The 18,041-nt window shown below is 37.7% G+C and carries 11 protein-coding genes, 1 other RNA gene and 1 pseudogene; 6 read left to right on the top strand and 7 right to left on the bottom strand.

All coding sequences use genetic code 11. The features are described 5' to 3' along the window. The 5 genes from ACQR30_RS16215 to fsa form a co-directional block, all read left to right on the top strand. Positions 1-515, top strand: a 515-nt coding sequence (locus ACQR30_RS16215) for a lysophospholipid acyltransferase family protein (protein ID WP_429736802.1), incomplete at its 5' end; no start/stop codon positions are given. A 14-nt stretch (positions 516-529) separates the two neighbouring features. Next, positions 530-1,192, top strand: coding sequence for a hexitol phosphatase HxpB (gene hxpB, locus ACQR30_RS16210; protein WP_429736801.1), 663 nt, complete (start codon positions 530-532; stop codon positions 1,190-1,192). A gap of 165 nt (positions 1,193-1,357) precedes the next feature. After that, complete coding sequence (locus ACQR30_RS16205) at positions 1,358-1,567, top strand: hypothetical protein (RefSeq protein ID WP_429736800.1); 210 nt, start codon at positions 1,358-1,360, stop codon at positions 1,565-1,567. 115 nt (positions 1,568-1,682) lie between these two features. Next, positions 1,683-1,781: signal recognition particle sRNA small type (gene ffs, locus ACQR30_RS16200), an RNA gene on the top strand. 127 nt (positions 1,782-1,908) lie between these two features. After that, positions 1,909-2,562, top strand: a complete 654-nt coding sequence (gene fsa, locus ACQR30_RS16195; protein WP_429736799.1) for a fructose-6-phosphate aldolase — start codon at positions 1,909-1,911, stop codon at positions 2,560-2,562. 433 nt (positions 2,563-2,995) lie between these two features. Here the strand turns inward: fsa and mobC are convergent. The 7 genes and pseudogenes from mobC to ACQR30_RS16160 form a co-directional block, all read right to left on the bottom strand. After that, a pseudogene (gene mobC / locus ACQR30_RS16190) lies at positions 2,996-4,987 on the bottom strand (conjugal transfer protein MobC). Positions 4,988-5,260: 273 nt separating this feature from the next. Continuing rightward, entirely contained in the window at positions 5,261-5,563 is a 303-nt protein-coding gene (locus tag ACQR30_RS16185) for a hypothetical protein (RefSeq protein WP_429736798.1), read from the bottom strand. Between the two features lie 39 nt (positions 5,564-5,602). Continuing rightward, positions 5,603-6,415 (bottom strand): relaxase/mobilization nuclease domain-containing protein, encoded by an 813-nt coding sequence (locus tag ACQR30_RS16180; protein WP_429736797.1) that lies wholly within the window; start codon positions 6,413-6,415, stop codon positions 5,603-5,605. 83 nt (positions 6,416-6,498) lie between these two features. After that, on the bottom strand, positions 6,499-6,900 hold the full coding sequence (locus ACQR30_RS16175; RefSeq protein ID WP_429736796.1) for a plasmid mobilization protein: 402 nt from the start codon (positions 6,898-6,900) through the stop codon (positions 6,499-6,501). A 462-nt stretch (positions 6,901-7,362) separates the two neighbouring features. Beyond that, positions 7,363-8,910 (bottom strand): RagB/SusD family nutrient uptake outer membrane protein, encoded by a 1,548-nt coding sequence (locus ACQR30_RS16170; RefSeq protein ID WP_429736795.1) that lies wholly within the window; start codon positions 8,908-8,910, stop codon positions 7,363-7,365. Between the two features lie 10 nt (positions 8,911-8,920). Beyond that, a complete protein-coding gene (locus ACQR30_RS16165; protein WP_429736794.1) occupies positions 8,921-12,067 on the bottom strand; it encodes a SusC/RagA family TonB-linked outer membrane protein in 3,147 nt (1,048 codons plus the stop codon). 514 nt (positions 12,068-12,581) lie between these two features. Continuing rightward, the gene (locus ACQR30_RS16160; protein ID WP_429736793.1) at positions 12,582-15,017 is read right to left on the bottom strand and encodes an alpha-L-rhamnosidase C-terminal domain-containing protein; all 2,436 of its coding nucleotides are present in this window, start codon (positions 15,015-15,017) and stop codon (positions 12,582-12,584) included. 562 nt (positions 15,018-15,579) lie between these two features. On the opposite strand from ACQR30_RS16160, the gene ACQR30_RS16155 reads away from it, so the two are divergent. Further along, positions 15,580-18,041 (top strand): hypothetical protein (locus ACQR30_RS16155; RefSeq protein ID WP_429736792.1); only part of this gene is annotated, 2,462 nt, incomplete at its 3' end.

The following is an 18,041-nucleotide window of genomic DNA, read 5'->3' as shown; positions in this document are numbered from 1 at the left end:
CGTATTCACTGCATAATCCTTTCACCCAGTTGGTCGTCTATGCGCACGTAAACAATAAAACGTTAGAAAGATTAATGCAAAAAATACGATCACGCTTTGGAACGAAACTCATTGATACCTACAAATTTAAAGAGCAGTTTAAACCATATATTTCGCAGCAAAAAGCTTTTGTATTAGTAGCAGATCAAAGCCCGAGATTTGTGGACAGTGCTTTTTGGTTGGATTTTTTTGGACAAAAATCCGCCTTCGCAAAAGGCGCCGATACTAACGCAAGATTAGCGAACAATGCCATAATTTTTTGCAACATAAAACGCTTAAAACGTGGGTTTTATACCACTGAATTAACAATTCTTACTAAGGCGGCGAGAGAGATGCAACGCGGAGAAATAACAAAAAAAACAGTTGCTCTCATTGAGAATGTCGTTCGACAAGATCCTCCAAATTATCTATGGAGCCACCGTCGTTGGAAGCATAGTTATAATGAAACAAAACACAAGAAAAATTTAATTGATTAAACAGACAAATTTAGATGCACCTTACAACAGTAATTTTCGATATGGATGGTCTACTCATAGATAGTGAACCTTTATGGAAAGAAGCCGCTCAAGAAATTTTTGGACAATATAACATTGTATTAAATGATGCACAGTATTTAAGTACCACCGGATTGCGTACACGCGAGTTTGTAAGCTGGTGGTTCACAAAACATAAAATCAATGAAAACGAATATAGCCTTGCAGAAGAAAAAATATTGAAATCCGTGATGCAAAAAGTGCAAGCAAGAGGAAAAGTGATGCCTGGTGTAACCCATATTTTTAATTTCTTTCGCGAGCAAAATTTCAAAATAGGCATTGCCTCTTCCTCCTCCATCTCACTTATTAATCTGGTCGTAGAGATGTTAGGAATAAAAGATTATTTACATGCAATTGCCTCTGCCGAAACATTGATGAATGGAAAGCCGCACCCACAGGTGTATCTTAACTGCGCTACGGCGCTCGGGAGCACCCCCACAGAATGTATTTGCTTTGAAGATTCTTTCAACGGAATGATTGCCGTACTGGCTGCACGCATGCAGTGTGTGGTGGTACCAAGCTACCATCAGTATAAAGAAGAACGCTGGTCTGCAGCAAATTTGAAACTATCATCCCTGCAGAATTTCAATCAGTTGCATTTGAACTTATTGGAATCTTAAGCACTAGCTATTAGTGAAATAAACTTTTTTTATTCAAAAAATAAGAGGTAAAAGTAGAAAATAACCAAAATACCCTTATATTTATCCTCATATGACACTATGGAATATCGCATAATGTGATTAAATGCTCTATAAAAATCCGTATTATTCAATTTAAAAACAAAAATGATGGACACTTCAAAATTAATTAAAGCCTATTGTTTAAAAACAAAAGAAAAAAATGTACCAATGCATGATGCTGTAATTTCCAAAACATCCAGAGGTGGGTATATAGCTAAAGGTAATGATGGGAAAGGAAATAAAATGAGCGCTATCCTTAGTGAAACAAATGCCTTAAAAGCAATTGCAGACGGAGCAGCAAAAAAAGAATTCTAGTCACTTAATCTTAAAGGCGTTAAATTTATAAGAACCCGTTTCATAACGGGTTTTTTTTATTTTGTTTTTAGCTTCAAAAATTGGGAAGTATGGAGTTATTCCTTACTTTTGCAGCCGGCAGGTCTTACACGACCAGCTCCTGCTAAATCTCCCAGGGTCGGAAGGCAGCAAGAGTAGGCGGTTGTAGCGGTGCGATGTAAGTAGCCTGCCTTTTTATCTCTTCTTATTAGCAATTTAACGCTGCTATTTCAATTTTATCTTTACCTTTACTTTCAATTACATCCTATTCTTAATATGAGGTAATTAAATCATTATTCATTAAACATTAAACAAATTAAGCGATGAAATTTTTTATCGACACAGCCGATTTAGAGCAAATCAAAGAAGCCAATGATTTGGGAATTCTTGATGGTGTCACTACAAACCCCTCTTTAATGGCCAAAGTAGGCATTAAAGGTCACAAAGCAGTTGTCAAACATTATAAAACCATTTGCGAAATAGTTGACGGAGACATCAGTGCTGAAGTTGTTTCTACAGATTTTAATGGAATGGTTGAAGAAGGCAAAAAATTAGCTGCTATTCACAAAAATATTGTTGTAAAAATCCCTATGATCAAAGATGGCGTGAAAGCCATTAAATGGTTCACAGATAACGGTATTCGCACCAACTGTACGCTGGTATTCTCTGCTGGTCAAGCTATCTTGGCTGCCAAAGCAGGTGCAGCATATGTTTCACCATTTATTGGTCGTATCGACGATAGTGGCTGGGAAGGCATTCAATTGATTTCTCAAATTGCTGAAATCTATACTATCCAGGGTTACGATACTGAGATTTTGGCGGCTTCTATCCGCAACAGCAATCACATTATCCAATGTGCAGAAGCTGGCGCCGATGTAGTCACTTCGCCGTTAGAACCGATTTTAGGCTTATTAAAACATCCTTTAACTGATATTGGATTGGCTAAATTCTTAGAAGATGCAAAGAAATTTGCATAAACTTTTTTTACCCATAGAAACCCCATCTGTAATTCGTTACGGTGGGGTTTTTTCATTTGCTATAATCACCAGACACCGCAAATTAATGATATATCATTCATAAACAATCGGAATAATACCTATTTTCCTATTATTATCGCAGCCACAAAAAAACTTCCGTATTTGCCATCCCTAAGAAAGGAAGGGTAAGATATTTATCTTAACAAGAAGAAAAATTAAATAACAAGAATATTTACACTAATTAATCCCCAAAAATAGATTGGGGAAAGAATATATGGTATGTCTTTTACAAAGGATTTTAAAGAAGCCCAGTATAATTTATAACATAACTAGTTCAGCATTGTTTTTTATTCGTTATTGGAATAGCAAGGATAAACTCTTACATCTCGTTCGATTATTTTATCAATTATTTTCACTGTAGGAATGACCTTTATTAGCCTTTGTGTTTTTTAACAATCTTATGCATTTGCTCCGGGTCGTTCATCAGCCTTACCATTTCTGATTGTATAATTTCTTGAATATCGCGTTTGATTTGTAAAAAATTATTTTGCACAATGTCCTGGCTAAGATTTCCAATAACCGGTATGGGTTTGTAATGCTGCTGCTCTTTCGCTAATGATTTATGGTCGTTAATAATCTCCGCGTGAAAAGCTTTTAAGTCAATTTTACATTGCGGATCATCAGCGACCACACCTACAAATTTACCAGAACTGAGTGTCGCTATCTTGGAAGGCGGTACAGCTGCCTCTAATTGTTTGGAGCGCGTAATAGAAATGCCATTATCATTGATTGAAATACTCTCCCTATCCTGCATAATCTTACCAAATCTTTCCGACAATTGTCTCGCCGTATCCCCGGACACTTGTCCACTAATGATGTTGCCAGTGATATTCATTATTACATCAGCCTGCTCTCTGCCATAATCTTTACGCAACTGACTAAAGTCCTGAAGACCGAGACAGGTCGCCACTTTATTGCTTCTGGCTGTTGCAATCAATCCGTCCATATTGTTTAGATAAATGGTCGGGAACTCATCAAAGATCAAACTGCTCTTCAATTTATCTTTTTGGTTGACGACTTTGATAAGCCTATTGACATACAAAGAAAGTACTGCTCCATAAATCTGTACTTTCTGCGGGCTGTTACCCATACAAACTATTTTTGGTGCACCAGGGTTATTAATATCTAAAGAGAAATCATTGCCCGATAAAACATAATATATTTGAGGAGAAGCTAGCTTTGCCATAGATATTTTAGCCGCGGCTATTTGACCTTCCAATTGCTCCATCACATCGTTTAAGTAAGCGGTTATAAAAGGGTTAATTAAAACTTCAATTTCTTTTTCTGTCCTAAGCAATGTAAAGAGTTCATCATAGCCGATCTGCATCAATTCAATGACGTGTGGAAGAGTGCAGTATTCTCCCTGTTTGTATTTACGCAAATACCAGATAATGGCCGTTAAAAAATTAATCGGTGACTCCACGAAAAAGTCCCCTTGCCGTTTTATCCATTCTCTATTGAGCCCCATCAGTATTGTTCGGGCCGACTCTACTGCATCCGTAATATCTTTCATCCCCTCTTGCTCCAAAGGATTACAGCGATTGGATTTGCTCAGATCATCAAAATTGATGGTGTAAAAAGAAGGAGTCGTTTGATAGAGATGTCTATATTGTAGAAAACTGTTGTAGGCAATAATGGATAAGTCATCAAATTTAAAATCATAGATGAACATAGAAAATCCCTTCTGAATATGTTGGGTGATGACGTGACGTATCACAAAATAAGATTTGCCGGAACCCGGAGATCCCAATACCAACAATCCTCGAAAAGGATTGATGATATTTATCCAACTGCTTTTTGTTATTGTTTTTAATTGATAACACGCCGGTAAATTAACAGAAAACTCATTGTTTAACAATCGTTCTTCTTGCGGAAAAGTTTCGTTTTCGTGATTAAAAATATCTTTATTGGATAACTTGTTTTTAATTAGGCGGGACAACAAAGTTCCACCAGTCAATAATAAAAGGAAACCAAAAAATGTAATACTTACGTAAGCAACCGCTAACGTCGTGATGGAAAGGCATAGGGCAAAAATGAGGCAGCTTACGAAATAGAAAAACAATCCCAGGCTCAAGTAAAGAATAGCTGTCTTTACTTGTAGCTTTTCTGATTTTTTACCCTTCGCTCCCATCAAAGAAATAAATAAAAAAACAAGGACCAGTCATTTGGAAAAATTGAAAGAATGAAAGAGTCCTGTAGCCTGCATATTCGTCAAAAAATGATCGGTAAAAGCCGTTGTCCAATGCTTTAGTTTAAAGGCGGCGTAACAAAAATAATAGCAATGAAGTACCAAAATAAAAATAGCAACCCACCTAGTCATATCTATTATCTTGCGCAGCGCTTGTTCGTTTTCTCCTGTTTGCATAGGTAGTAATTAATTCGTGCAGAGAGAATTCAGAAAATGAAGCTGCAAATTATGGAACCCATTCATTCGTAATTCTTCGCAATTTGCAAATTATCTAAACATCTTAAAGAGTAATCTTTTGACGTTTATTTATATAAAGCTTATCGCTTAATCCATAAGACCCTATAGTATTCCCACTCTGCCTTGCGGAGAATATCCCCCGCAGTTTTTTGGAATGACCAGACCCCTTTTGGGTTATACGCGCAGTGTCATGCATTACCCTTTCAATAGGTTCTATTGTCCATAATAAAGGCGTTGTTTTCGCATTAATATCTTCTGCTCCATTTTCTTGGCGATGCTTTTGATATTTTCTTTTTCTGGCGAAATCCCCAACCCGGACGACACCCTTTCCAATAAACCTTTTACGCTATATGTTTCATCTAAAAAGCTACAGTTAACAACAACCTTTGTGTTGTAATCAATATAAGTAAGATCATCAATACCCCCTTCTTTATTTTGATGAAACACCATTTCAATACCTGCCAATCTGAGTTCATTTTGCAGGTATTTAATGGTAGTTTTCTTTTTATCTAGCAACGCAAAATCAATTTTTGCCTTGAGTACCGACTTATACTTTCATTTTTCTTTTTCATTAATGGCGAATCTTTCTGATAAGAATTTCAAGGTAGGTTTATTAAAAAAAACGCTGGATTTAATAGGCATACTTACCCGGCTTCCCTTCTCATTTAAAATGCAATACATCAACCCATTGTTTCTATAAATCCAAGAATTCTCTCTACCTCTGGTCGCCAAAATATTGTATTGATTTAAAATAGCGTTAAGTTCAATAAGGTTACTGTATTTAAATGAAAACAATACCTTGTCCAATACATTTTGAATAGCGACTTTAGTTGATTGGTCACCATATTGTGCACGCAACACATCGGCCGTTTTCAGTGTATTTGGCCTAGCTTTTGCGGCGTCAGATGCCTTCATTAAATGATAGATTATTTCAATATTTTTTCTGGCATTCTCAGATTGTATTTTTCCTAAATTAAACATGCGAATGCATTTGCCATTGGCTTGGATGCAGGTGGTAACAATATGCAAATGCGGATGCGCTGCATCAAAATGTTGATAAACCAAATACGGTTGTTGTCCAAAACCAATTTGCTGCATATATTCCTGAGAAATCATTTTAAATAAGCTTTCATTCAGTCTATCTTTTTCATGAAAATTGATAGAGATATGCACACTATTCCATTTTACGTTTTCATTCAGAGAGGTAAACTTTCTTAGAAACTTAAGCCTTTGATCCGTGCTTAAATTTTCTATTTCCATCGGATAATTCACCGCCAATATAGAGCGTGCAATATCTTCTTTTACTTTATTTTCATTATAGTAAAAAATATGATTCAGGTTTTTGCTCGAATTAATTACAGTAACCATTTCTCTGCTATTTTTGTGATGCAATCTTTAATCAAATCTATCTGCGAAATGAGTTTCTCCTTATCCCTTTCATATCGTAAAATTCAAGATTTGTCTTCTGTTATTTGTTCTACCGTACTTAACAGCTTAAAAGTCTGGTTATAGGTATTGACGATACTGTTCAACTCATTTTTCAACCCTACTAAAACATTCATCAAGTCATCCATTGTCCGGTTGCGATAACAGCCAATCATTGGTTTTCCCAAGAGTACCTTCCGGATATAATCAGGTATTCTTCTATCCATTGTTTGATTGAAGTTATTGGTAATTATCTGATATTCTTCTTGGGTAAGGCCTAAATTCAACCGTATTTTTCTATAGCTTTTATTAGCTTTTTCCATTTCTTTATTTCTTCTGTTTAGGGACTTGCGCGTACAGGTATGGACAAATTGTAAGAATTCTAACACTTCTAAGTAGTAAGCGGCGGCTGTGAAGTATGAAGTCAAAAAAACTTTAGTTGTTTGGCTGTTCACCTACGGCCGACACACAAAAATAAAGTGTATGAATGGCTTTTAGCTATCCCAGGTATATTTTGCTTAGGATGTAAAATATGGGTCAAAAATAATCATTATCTATGAAGCATTACTTCCATTCGAGGCTAATGCCTATGTACCTAAGCACTAGCGTAGCATATTTAAAATATAGATCAAATTAGTTATAACATCTCAACAGGATAAATATCACTCTTTATTAGAGTTGGCAATCAGCAAACATTGTTTTTTGAATATATTAAAGTGCCCTATATAGTCCTTTTGTCAACAGTCACAAGTCCAAAAAAGCCACAAAATCATAGGACTTTGTGGCTTATAACGCAATATTATATTCTCTGCGAAGAAGAAGTTTTCAAAATATATCAACCTAAAAATGACTGAAGTCAAATCAGCCTGCGCTGCTGCTGTTCGACACCTTTAATACCCGGGATTTTGAGTGAGAAGTGTATTCACCTGTAACTCTCTATCTGGTATAGGATAAATCAGTTTATCTTGCGTAACATTAAACGAAGTCGGTAGTAACCAAGGATAAATAGTCTTTAAACGATCTCCTTTAGCCGTAACAATAGGTATAGCAGTCCCCATTCTGATTAAATCTGTCCAGCGATGGTTCTCGAAAGCTAATTCATGCCTTGTCTCATTCGCTACATTGTCTTTTGTTGCCGTAGTCAACGGCGGCAATCCGGCTCTTGAACGAACTTGATTTAAATAAGGTAATGCTTCAGCATTTTTATTTTCATCTACGAGACACTCAGACAGTAATAATAATGTCCCGGCATAACGGAATACTGGCCAATCATCCGGCGTATTGAATTCTGCAATATAAGGCGGATGATAATATTTTTTAATCATATAAAAGAAGGCTTGTCCAGGGGTGGGATGATATCCTACAGGGCTTTTAATAGCGGTCGCTGTAAAATCCTCTACCCCACTTATCGTCCCTTCCACAACATCAATGGAAGCGTCCAATCTTTTATCCCCGGGCTCGTATGAATCCACCATTTCCTGAGTGGGCACATTCCAACCACTAAAGATATTCATTGAGCTACCATTATATCCCATCAAAAATTGAGGGTTTAATGTTTTAGGTGCAAAAATCCAAGCGAAATTACTTTGTTGACCCGTGGTGAGATCAGACATATACTGCACTTCAAAAATTGATTCTTCATTATTTTTATTATTGGGATCGAAAACAGAAGCATAGTCCGGCAATAATGCATAGTGCATTTTAGTAATATCCAGCAATGCCGATTCTGCTTTAGCATACTCTTTTTGTGGTTCAGACATATAAGCATAGGCCAACAACATTTTTGCTGCGCCTTGCGTAGCACGCCCACTCTGAGGGAAAGTAGTGGGGATTGATAGCTTAGGAATTGCTTGCTGCAAATCTTTAATAATCTGAGCATAAACTGTTACTACAGAATCACGTGGCTGGAAAGCTTGTTGTGGATTCGTGATCTCTGTTAATTGCAAAGGGACACCACCGTAATGTGTTACCAAATCATAATAATAAAAAGCTCTAAGAAAAAGGGCCTCCCCTGCAATTGAATCTTTAAAGCTCGACGCCAGCTTAGATTGACTAAGATGATCTAGAATAACATTAACATAAGCAATGCCCGAGTAAGCTATGGAATAGCGATCTCCCGGAGAGTTCTGCTGTGCGCTCGAAGTTGAATTGTCAAGAAATTCTGGAAGACACTCGGTACTTGTTTCAAAACCACGGTTTGCTGCATAACGAGTAAAGAATGTATTATCAGAGCGCATTTCATCCATATATATAGCAGCGTGCACGAGGCCACGAAGAGGAACATATGCCGCATTCAATGCTTGTTCAAACTGGTCTTCAGTTTGATAAAATGTTGAAGAAGTCAGGGACGTCGGAGGAGATAATGTCAAAAATGACTTTTTACAAGAGATAAGGCTAAGCGCAATTATCATTGTAAGATAAAAATATTTTTTTGTCATAGTTTAAAATTTAAAAGTTTACATTAATACCTAACGCATACGTTTTTGCAATTGGGAATGCCGTGAAATCGCGCCCCTGGTTCAAGCCATTCAATCCTGCGTACCCTATTTCGGGGTTCATTCCTGGATATTTTGTCAATGTAAAAAAGTTCTGCGCACTAAAATATATTCTTGCGCTCTTAAAGGTGGTTGATTTGCTAACGTTAAAAGTGTAGCCCAATGTCAAATTTTTACCCATTATATAAGTTCCGCTAAAAACCTGACGACTGGTGAAATTTCTAAAATCGGCTGTTGTACCCGAGCGTGTTCTAGGATAAATTCCATCACCAGGATCGGCTTCTGAACGCCATCTTTTAGCGACTCCTTTCCTTACATTAAATACGCCATCCAAATTTTCGGTAGATTGAAAAGCATCGTCGGCGATATCATTGCCTACACTGCCTGCCACCACAAGCGAAAGATCAAATTTTTCGTAACTTATTTTATTGGTCATTCCATAAATAAAATTAGGATTAGGATTTCCTATCCAGGTTCTATCTTTTTCGTCTATGACCCCATCTCTGTTAATATCTTTAAATCTGGCCGTACCTACCATTGCAGTAGCATCATGTGGTTCCGTTTCAAATTCTTGTTCCGTCATATATACTCCCGTGTTTATATACCCATAAAATAACCCGATTGGATGACCCACTGCAGTGCGGTTGTCATCCCAGTACAACTGATAGCCGCCTATCGGAGCATTATTAGTGCTTAATTTTTTTACTAAATTCCGGTCAAATGAAATATTAAAAGATGTTGTCCAATTTAGTCTTCCTACAATATTTTTGGATTGAATGCTAAATTCATGACCCCAAAAGTCAAAACGTCCAATATTGGAGTTCACACTACTAAAACCTGATTGAGAAGGAATATTAATGGCATATAAGAGACCGTTTGTCTTCTTCCAATAATAATCATACGTAAAAGAAATGCGATTATTAAATAATTCTAAGTCGAGGCCAAGGTCATACCCTTGCGTAGTTTCCCAAGTTAAATTCTCATTCCCAATTCCAGCGGGTTGACTGCCGGATGCTAACGTATTATTGAATACATAGTTACTTTGATTAATTCCGGATAGATAAGTATAATCGCCAATGTTGTTATTACCGACCTTTCCCCAACTCGCCCTCAATTTTAGAAAATTAACTGCCGTCACGGACTTCATAAAATGCTCATCCGAAACAATCCACCCCCCTGAGATAGACGGGAAGCTACCGAATTTATTATTTGAACCAAATTGAGAAGAACCATCACTCCTATAAGCCAAAGAGAGGATATATTTTTCGTTATAATTATAGTTTACTCTACCAAAATAAGAAATTAGAGCATATTGATTATCGCTAACATTTCCCAACCGTGTAGCCGCAACGTTCAACCATTGCACATCGTCACTTGGAAATTGCGACCCATTAATAGAAGAACCCTCGGCGTTTGTTTTCTGGGTACTATACCCTGCGAGTGCTTCAAAATTGTGCTTGCCTATCTTTTTATTGTATGTAAGCGTATTTTCAATCAGCCAGGTAGAATTGTTGCCAGTATTATAATCTGCCGAAGCAGAGGGTCCCGGTTGAGCTCCCCCATTAATAGTGGAAGGACTGAAAGATCTAGCGATACCATAATCACTGTTGACATTTGCGCTTATTTTATATTTTAGTCCATTTGCAATCTCATAAGATGCATAAGCATTAGTGATCAGTGTCAGATTGCTATTTTTATTTACCGATAGCTCTAGAACCCGATACCAGTTGGGTACATTAAACATTCCGGGTTGATCAAAGCCAATGGGATAAGTACCATCCGGGTTCTTATAGTTAACGGTGGGATCAGTCAGATATGCCTGTTGAATAATGTTACGACCCTCGCCCAAACCCGGCGTAATATTTTGATTTCTATAAATAATGTCAAGATTGATTCCAAAGCGCAACTTATCTGTTATGTCATAAGAAACATTGGCTCTGCCTGAAAAACGCTCTGCCCATTGATTAAGCATGACTCCATTTTGTCGGTTGTAGTCCAAGTTAACTACTGATTTCAATTTTTTTGTTCCCGATGAAAGCGAAAGGTTATAATCTTGCGTCAAGGCATTTCTTAATAAGACAGAAAACCAGTCGGTACCCTGTTTGGCACTATATTGTGAAGGGTCTTGGTATTGTTGCGGAACACCTCCCGTATACCCTTCATAAGTAGCAGCGTCTTCATAATATTCTTTCTTAAATTCGGCAAACTCCTGCGCATTCATTAAGTCAGGCCGGCCTCTTTTTGAAACAGTTTGCAATCCTGTATATGCAGTAAAAGCTATATTTTGCTCACCAGCTTTAGCATGTTTGGTGGTAATAAGAATAACACCACTAGCGGCTCTCGAACCATAAAGAGCTGCAGCGGATGCATCCTTTAAGACGGAGATACTTTCAATATCACTAGGGCTTATCGTTTCAAAGCCATTAATTGTTGGAAATCCATCTATAACAATCAATGGATTATTACCTGCATTGATAGAAGCGGCCCCCCTTATTCGAATAGACAGATTCGCTCCGGGTTGGCCAGTATTTTGATTAATTTGCACACCTGCCATTTTCCCTTGCATTTGTTGCCCAGCATTGTTTACGGGCATATCTTTAACCTCGGTTGCATTCAGCTGGCTGATGGATCCGGTGACATCTTTCTTTCTCTGCGTACCATAGCCTATTACAATCACATCATTAAGATTATTATTTCGTTCCAATGCCAAAACAACATTTATAACGGACGAATTATATTGGTTAATAAGTACAGACTTTGATTGGAAACCTACGCGACTAAAAATAAGTGTGCCGTTTTCCGGGGCATTTAGGTGATATTGGCCCTGGTCATTTGTAATATTCCCTCTCGTGGTTCCTGCTAATGACACACTAACTCCAGCCAATATCTGACCCGTACTATCCGTCACTGTTCCTGTAACATTTTTTGTCTGTGCGTAAAGTTCTTTAATAGATACAAGAAACAGTAGCGAGATTGCAAGGCAAATTCTTAAGATTGCTCGCTTTGCAACATGGCGAGAAAACGAAAACTCATCTCCCTGAAAAGGATGCATCGCCTTGTTGAAGTTGCTAAGCGATTTGTTTGTGAAAAATCTGCTCATTTATTCTGTAGATTTAAAAGGTGAACTATTTTAACATACTAATGTTATTTCGTATGCTAAATTAGAATCAACGATTTTATCAACTATCCCTTACTGTATCCGTCATAGCAGAGGTCATCTTAACTTAAGTGACTTTTTTTCAGCAGACACCAGAAAGACCACTCTAATTTTTATTGTTAATTTTAACAGTTACCGGCTAGCCAATCCATTGATAATAAACAGCTCTAAGGGCATAACAAGAAGATTTAATTAAGTAGAGTCGGACGATTCTTTACCACTTTCTCATGACATTTTCAATCGCCCCATCAATTTTATTCAAAGGAAAAATATATCAAAAAGTATAAAACCTATGACATTTATATGAGTTTATGTCGTTCTTAAATCCTTTGAAATTAATTTTACAGGCGTGTTTAATAAGCATTTGAGATGTCTACTAGAAGATTATTTATTCCTATTCAAAAAAACACGGTTCAATTGCTCTTTATTTTATAAACCTCAGTGAAAACTTATAAGTTTACTTGGGTGGGGAGTCAAAAAATATCCCGCTGAGTACGGCATTGTCGCCTCGAACCATGTTAATTCTAAATTTAACCGAGTTGTTATATGAATAAGTGATGTAGACACCTCCATGGCAATCTCTTACAATTTTTGGCGGGGCGATAAGGTTCAGAGTTGTTGCGTCAAACATTTCTATTTCCATTTGTCTACCTTTATTATCCCAATCGACAAAATACAAGGAAACCCTATATTCTCTTTCATTTTTTAAAGCAATGGTAGTCGTAAAAGTATAACCTACCTGATCACCACCCATAGCATATAAACAAGCCGCTGTCCTGGGGAAACTGTTGAAGGCATTGGGAGCAAGCGCTCTATTATCATGGTTATTTGCCTGCCAAATAATATGGAGCGGAAGATGATTGCTATTTATGTTATAATAGTGAACAGAGGCCACATAGGAAGGGAGCAATTGCTTATCATGTCCATTACCGTCATAGTTGCACAATACATAACCATCTTTCCCATGAACGCCGCCCCAGCTCCCCTGGGTCGTTGAATCGAGGCCAATGTATTTGGCAGGATAATATATAGGCGGTTCTATATAATGTGGGGTAACGCCCCGATATACGACTTGGATCTTATAGTGGCCAGGTTGTACACCTATAAAGTAAACGAACTGATCATCCTGTTCAGCGTTAGCTATACGAGCCATTGAATGATAACGACCATCCCATACTAAAACACCATTTATCTGTATGCGGGAAATATTTTTTTCAATCTTTGGAATACCAACTCTACCAACGGTACCGCTAGGTATTGATAAAGTACAAAATCCAGAAGCAACATTAAAACTTGCACCGATAATACCTTTAGGGGTTGGCATTTTTCCAGAAACCCTTGTAAGCGTTCTACCCAGATGCGGAATGATAGCAAAAGTTGCAAAGCCCGGTGACGTAGGCTTGATTCCTAACACCTCTTCGCTCAACCATTTGGTAACACCTGCGCCCCAAGGATGGCACAAACTGGTAAAACCGCACTGATTATTTGGCACTGGCCCATTGTGACGAATGATTGCATTCCAGGATGGGCGATAGTCTTCAAAAAATGTAGTCGCCCCGTATTTGATTTGCCCGCCCCATAAATCACGAATAGAGCTTAGCGCGTCATCATATTTATTTAATAAAGCGAAAGCCTGGATTACAAAATACTGATTGAAAGGGGAAAAAGAAACACGGTTTATCCGGTTGGTAAAGCTTTGCTCATAAATTGCTTTCTTTTCGTTAGCTCTCAAAAGACCTGTTGTAATGGCATCGGCACCTGCGTGAAGCCCAACAGACTTAAACCAAGAACTGTCCGCCCGGAATGCATCCATTTTTTCCCTTGCATAGTTGTCGTATTTATGCTGAAGATCAGTTCTTTTGCAAGAATGCATGACAGCCGCAAATGCTTTCCAGGCACGTATAGAAAGCATTTTGTAAGCATTTTGGGTTTCTAAGCTATTAGGATGTTCAAATCCTGCACCCAAGCGCTCATCCCATCCATAAAATTCCAAATTAGGATTGGTTCCATAAATACGATAAGCTTCATCAAGCTTATTACAGGCATTAGCAATATAGTGTTCTAGTGTCGCAGTGTCACCAGTATGTTTATAATAATCAATCAGACTTAATACCCAATAAAGCGCATAGCTTTTTATACCATTACTTTGAGTAGATGTATAAGCGATATTTTGTCTTACAAAATCATAGTTCCCAAATGCAACCATGGACGCAGCCTGAGCGGGGTGTGCATCTCCCGTCCACGAAAACCTGTCGCCGCGATCCATTAAAATAGCTCCAAAATAATTTTTCAACAGATTCAATTTGACCGTATATGCGCCTGTGTACCAAATGCGCGTGAGTAGCGTATCACTACAAGAAAAGCTCCCCTGATAATTAATTGGTTTTATCTGACATACCAGTCTGAAATTTTTAATGTGCCAAGTATGGTGATGTGAAAGCACGTGAATCCAACCAAATCTAACTCCTTCATAAAGTTCAGGGTTTAGCTCTAACCGATAGGTGTTTCCATGTTTTACGGGGGCGAGCGTTTTAAATTTGCGAGAAGAGCCGTTATAAGCCGGCTGATTGAATTCACTGATACTCATGGTTATACTATCCGTTAAATCGTCCGATTCAAACTCAAGCCAGCCTGCGTTTTCCTGACCGAAATCAAAACATATATCTCCCCTTCCCTTTACAACAATGACATTACTTTTCTTGAAATCATTCATATTAAAACTAGCAGGATTTGATATGATCCACTTAACAGGCCTTAGCTGATAACTTTGTAAATCATCAGATGCTTTTGGGTCAGCCCAGTGATAATTTATAATCGGATCCGGAGAAAAGGGATTTAATGCCCCATTTTTATTAGCAGAAATCGATGGGTATCTCTGAATTTGAGCATACATTGGTTGTTGAAAACATATAGAAAGTACTAGAAAAAGAACGATTAAAAAAATATTGCGGCATTTAACTTTCTGTAGAAACCATAAAAAAAGATCATGCATAAGGTATATCATGAAAAACAGTTTGGGTAGTGAAAAATGCCTGGTAATAATTACGAAAATACATTTTTGCCATTGAAGCTATTTTTTTTAGATTACGATTATTTACACTTTCTGATATTTATAGCAAGACTTACATCTGCATTAACCAACCCAGATTTTTCCTTGTATTATTTTTCTACGATAAAGTTATGTCCATAAAAACACCACCCCTTCCCCCAACAACTTCATAAAAAATATACCGACTACTATTAAAACCAGACATATTTCATTTGTCAAAATATACCAATATTTCTGCGACTACCATAAATTTGCTTATTGTCAATGAGTCTATATGTAGTGGCTTTAACAGATGCAACTCCAAAACAAAGATGGAGTAACTATGCCAAAAAGTATAAATAAATTGTCGTTTGTATCACAGAGAAAACCTTCCTATACGGTAACTTTAATTTTCAAATTAAATAACATGGTTAACAAGTGGATCGTTGCGATAATAGGATTCTCTTTTGTATTGTTTAGTTTTAGGTCGAAACCCGAGAAAAATAAAATAGCTTATAATAAAACTGCGCATACAATAACCTTAACATCTTGGGACGACAATCTTCAATTAATAGTCGATGCTAGCCAGGGGTGCTATATAAAAGAATTACAAGTAAAAGGAAAAAACACCTTATCGCCTTCAGGTGTATATACAGGCATTCAAATAAACGATCACTTATATACTTCGAGAATGCCGCTTGTCCTTCCACAAATTCAAGTGACTGATAGTACAGTAACCGTCAGCCATATTCAATATGGGGACACCAAAATAAAGATTGATGAAACCTGGAAATTCTCCGTGAGAAAAGACGGCATAGCCTGGCAATTAAGCAGAAATTATAGCAATAGCTTTAATGCCGAAGACATGGCTTTCCCTAAATGGAATTTTGCGAATCTTTCGGTTTGGAAAGGAGGCATTATCGATAATGGGGGTATGGTATGGTGCAAATATCTGAAGTCTATCAATGACACTTACGGGGTTCATACAGGCGGTACTGTCTTTTGGAATGAAGTGTCCGGAAACGGCCTGTCTATTCAGGCCAAAGCTTTGATGGGGGCTTGCATAGCAACGAAATACTCGCATAGCCCATCCGATGAATTTACGAGTACGCAACTAGTAACCAGTCAACCACTACAACAACGATATAACCTTAGCCGTTTTGTCTCAGAAAAATCAGATGTCTTTGCACCGTTCTGTGTAAAAAAAGGAATAATATCGGCACAATTTGAAATTAGCTATATCAATTATTATAAAAAATATAGCAGAGGGGATTTAAAAAGTATTGATGCCACGGCTGTTAGAGAATTGTTGAATACGACCGCGCGCTATGGAGTCGTTGACAATAATATTGTCGGCGGAAATGGCTGGCTAACTAATTGGAAATGCCTACACGAACCCTTCTTCGCACAGATAGCGCTCGCATTAGATGATAGTAATTATACCAAAAATTTAGCTGGCACTTTAGATCGGGAGCGAGACTTGGCGATGCTTCCCGATGGGCGTGTTCTTTCGCGCTGGCACAACGAACCGGGAGACGAAATGCCAGGAACTTACAATTCCTCTACGGGATATTATGAAACCAAGTGGGGATACACGATAGATTCGCAAACCGGTTATGTAATAAACGTAGGCGATTTATTTAATATTAATGGTAACCTCAAATGGCTGCGTACACATCAACAAAGCTGCGAGCGAGCACTAAATTGGTTAATCCAACGCGACTCTAATCATAATGGTTTATTTGAGATGGTGGATAAAAATATTCGCCAAAAAAAATCGAGTGACTGGCTGGATGTCGTCTGGGCCGGATTTGAAAATGCATTTGTAAACGCGCAAATGTACGGCGCACTGATTAAATGGGCGGGGTGCGAAAAATTACTGGGCAACCCGCGTGCACAGGCCAGATACGATCACATCGCGGCAAAACTCAAAAGCAGTTTTAATAAGCCCGTTGAGCAAGGCGGCTTTTGGCTGGCAAAGAAAAAACAATATATTTACTGGAGAGACGACGACGGCTCCATTCATGGCGACAATCTTGTAACACCAGTCAATTTCGCGGCCATCGCGTACGGTGTTTGTGACGACACCAACCGGATAAAATTGATCTTGACTCAAATAGAAAAAAGAAATTCTGCCGAAAAATTATTTCATTGGCCATTATGTTATGATTCTTTTAAAGCCGATGAAGTCGCACAAAGCAATTGGCCATTTCCTAATTACGAGAATGGAGATATTTTTCTAACATGGGGTTACCTGGGCATTAAAGCCTATGTAAAATTCAATAAAGATTTGGCCTTAAAATATGTAAAGAATCTTCTTAAACAATATAAATCTGACGGTCTTTCCTTTCAGCGTTATAGCAGGCTTACAGGCAAAGGCTTAGGTAATGATATCCTATCAGGAAACTGCACCACCATCACGGCACTTTATTCAGATATTTATGGGATTCGCCCTAAATGGAATAGATTAGTCTTAATGCCCCACCTTCCCAGAAGTCTTGATGGCACCTGTTTTTCTTATCTTTTAAGGGACACGCTTTACCATATTCAACTGAGTAATAATAGTTACAAAATAGCCACCTCCTTCTATTCTGTCACTTCGACAAATACATTTGGCATCTCCGGAAAGCCAGGTGAACTATACTATTACCCCGGCAAGCAGGATAGCTTGTCTCTGCATATAAAGCGCAAAGATCATCATCCCTTTTTATTGAAGATGCAGCAATGGAGTCACGAGAATATCTCATGGACTGTGAAAAATTCGGGCGCTTATACCTTTAGGGTACATGGATTACCCAAGAAAAAAAAGTATATTTTGTCCGTTAACGGAAGTAGAAAAAATATGCGATCAACCAAAAAAGGATTGTTATTCTTTGAGGAAGTGTTACC

Source organism: Arachidicoccus sp., assembly GCF_050436765.1.
Classification (GTDB): domain Bacteria; phylum Bacteroidota; class Bacteroidia; order Chitinophagales; family Chitinophagaceae; genus Arachidicoccus.
This window is presented reverse-complemented; position numbering and strand designations above follow the sequence as displayed.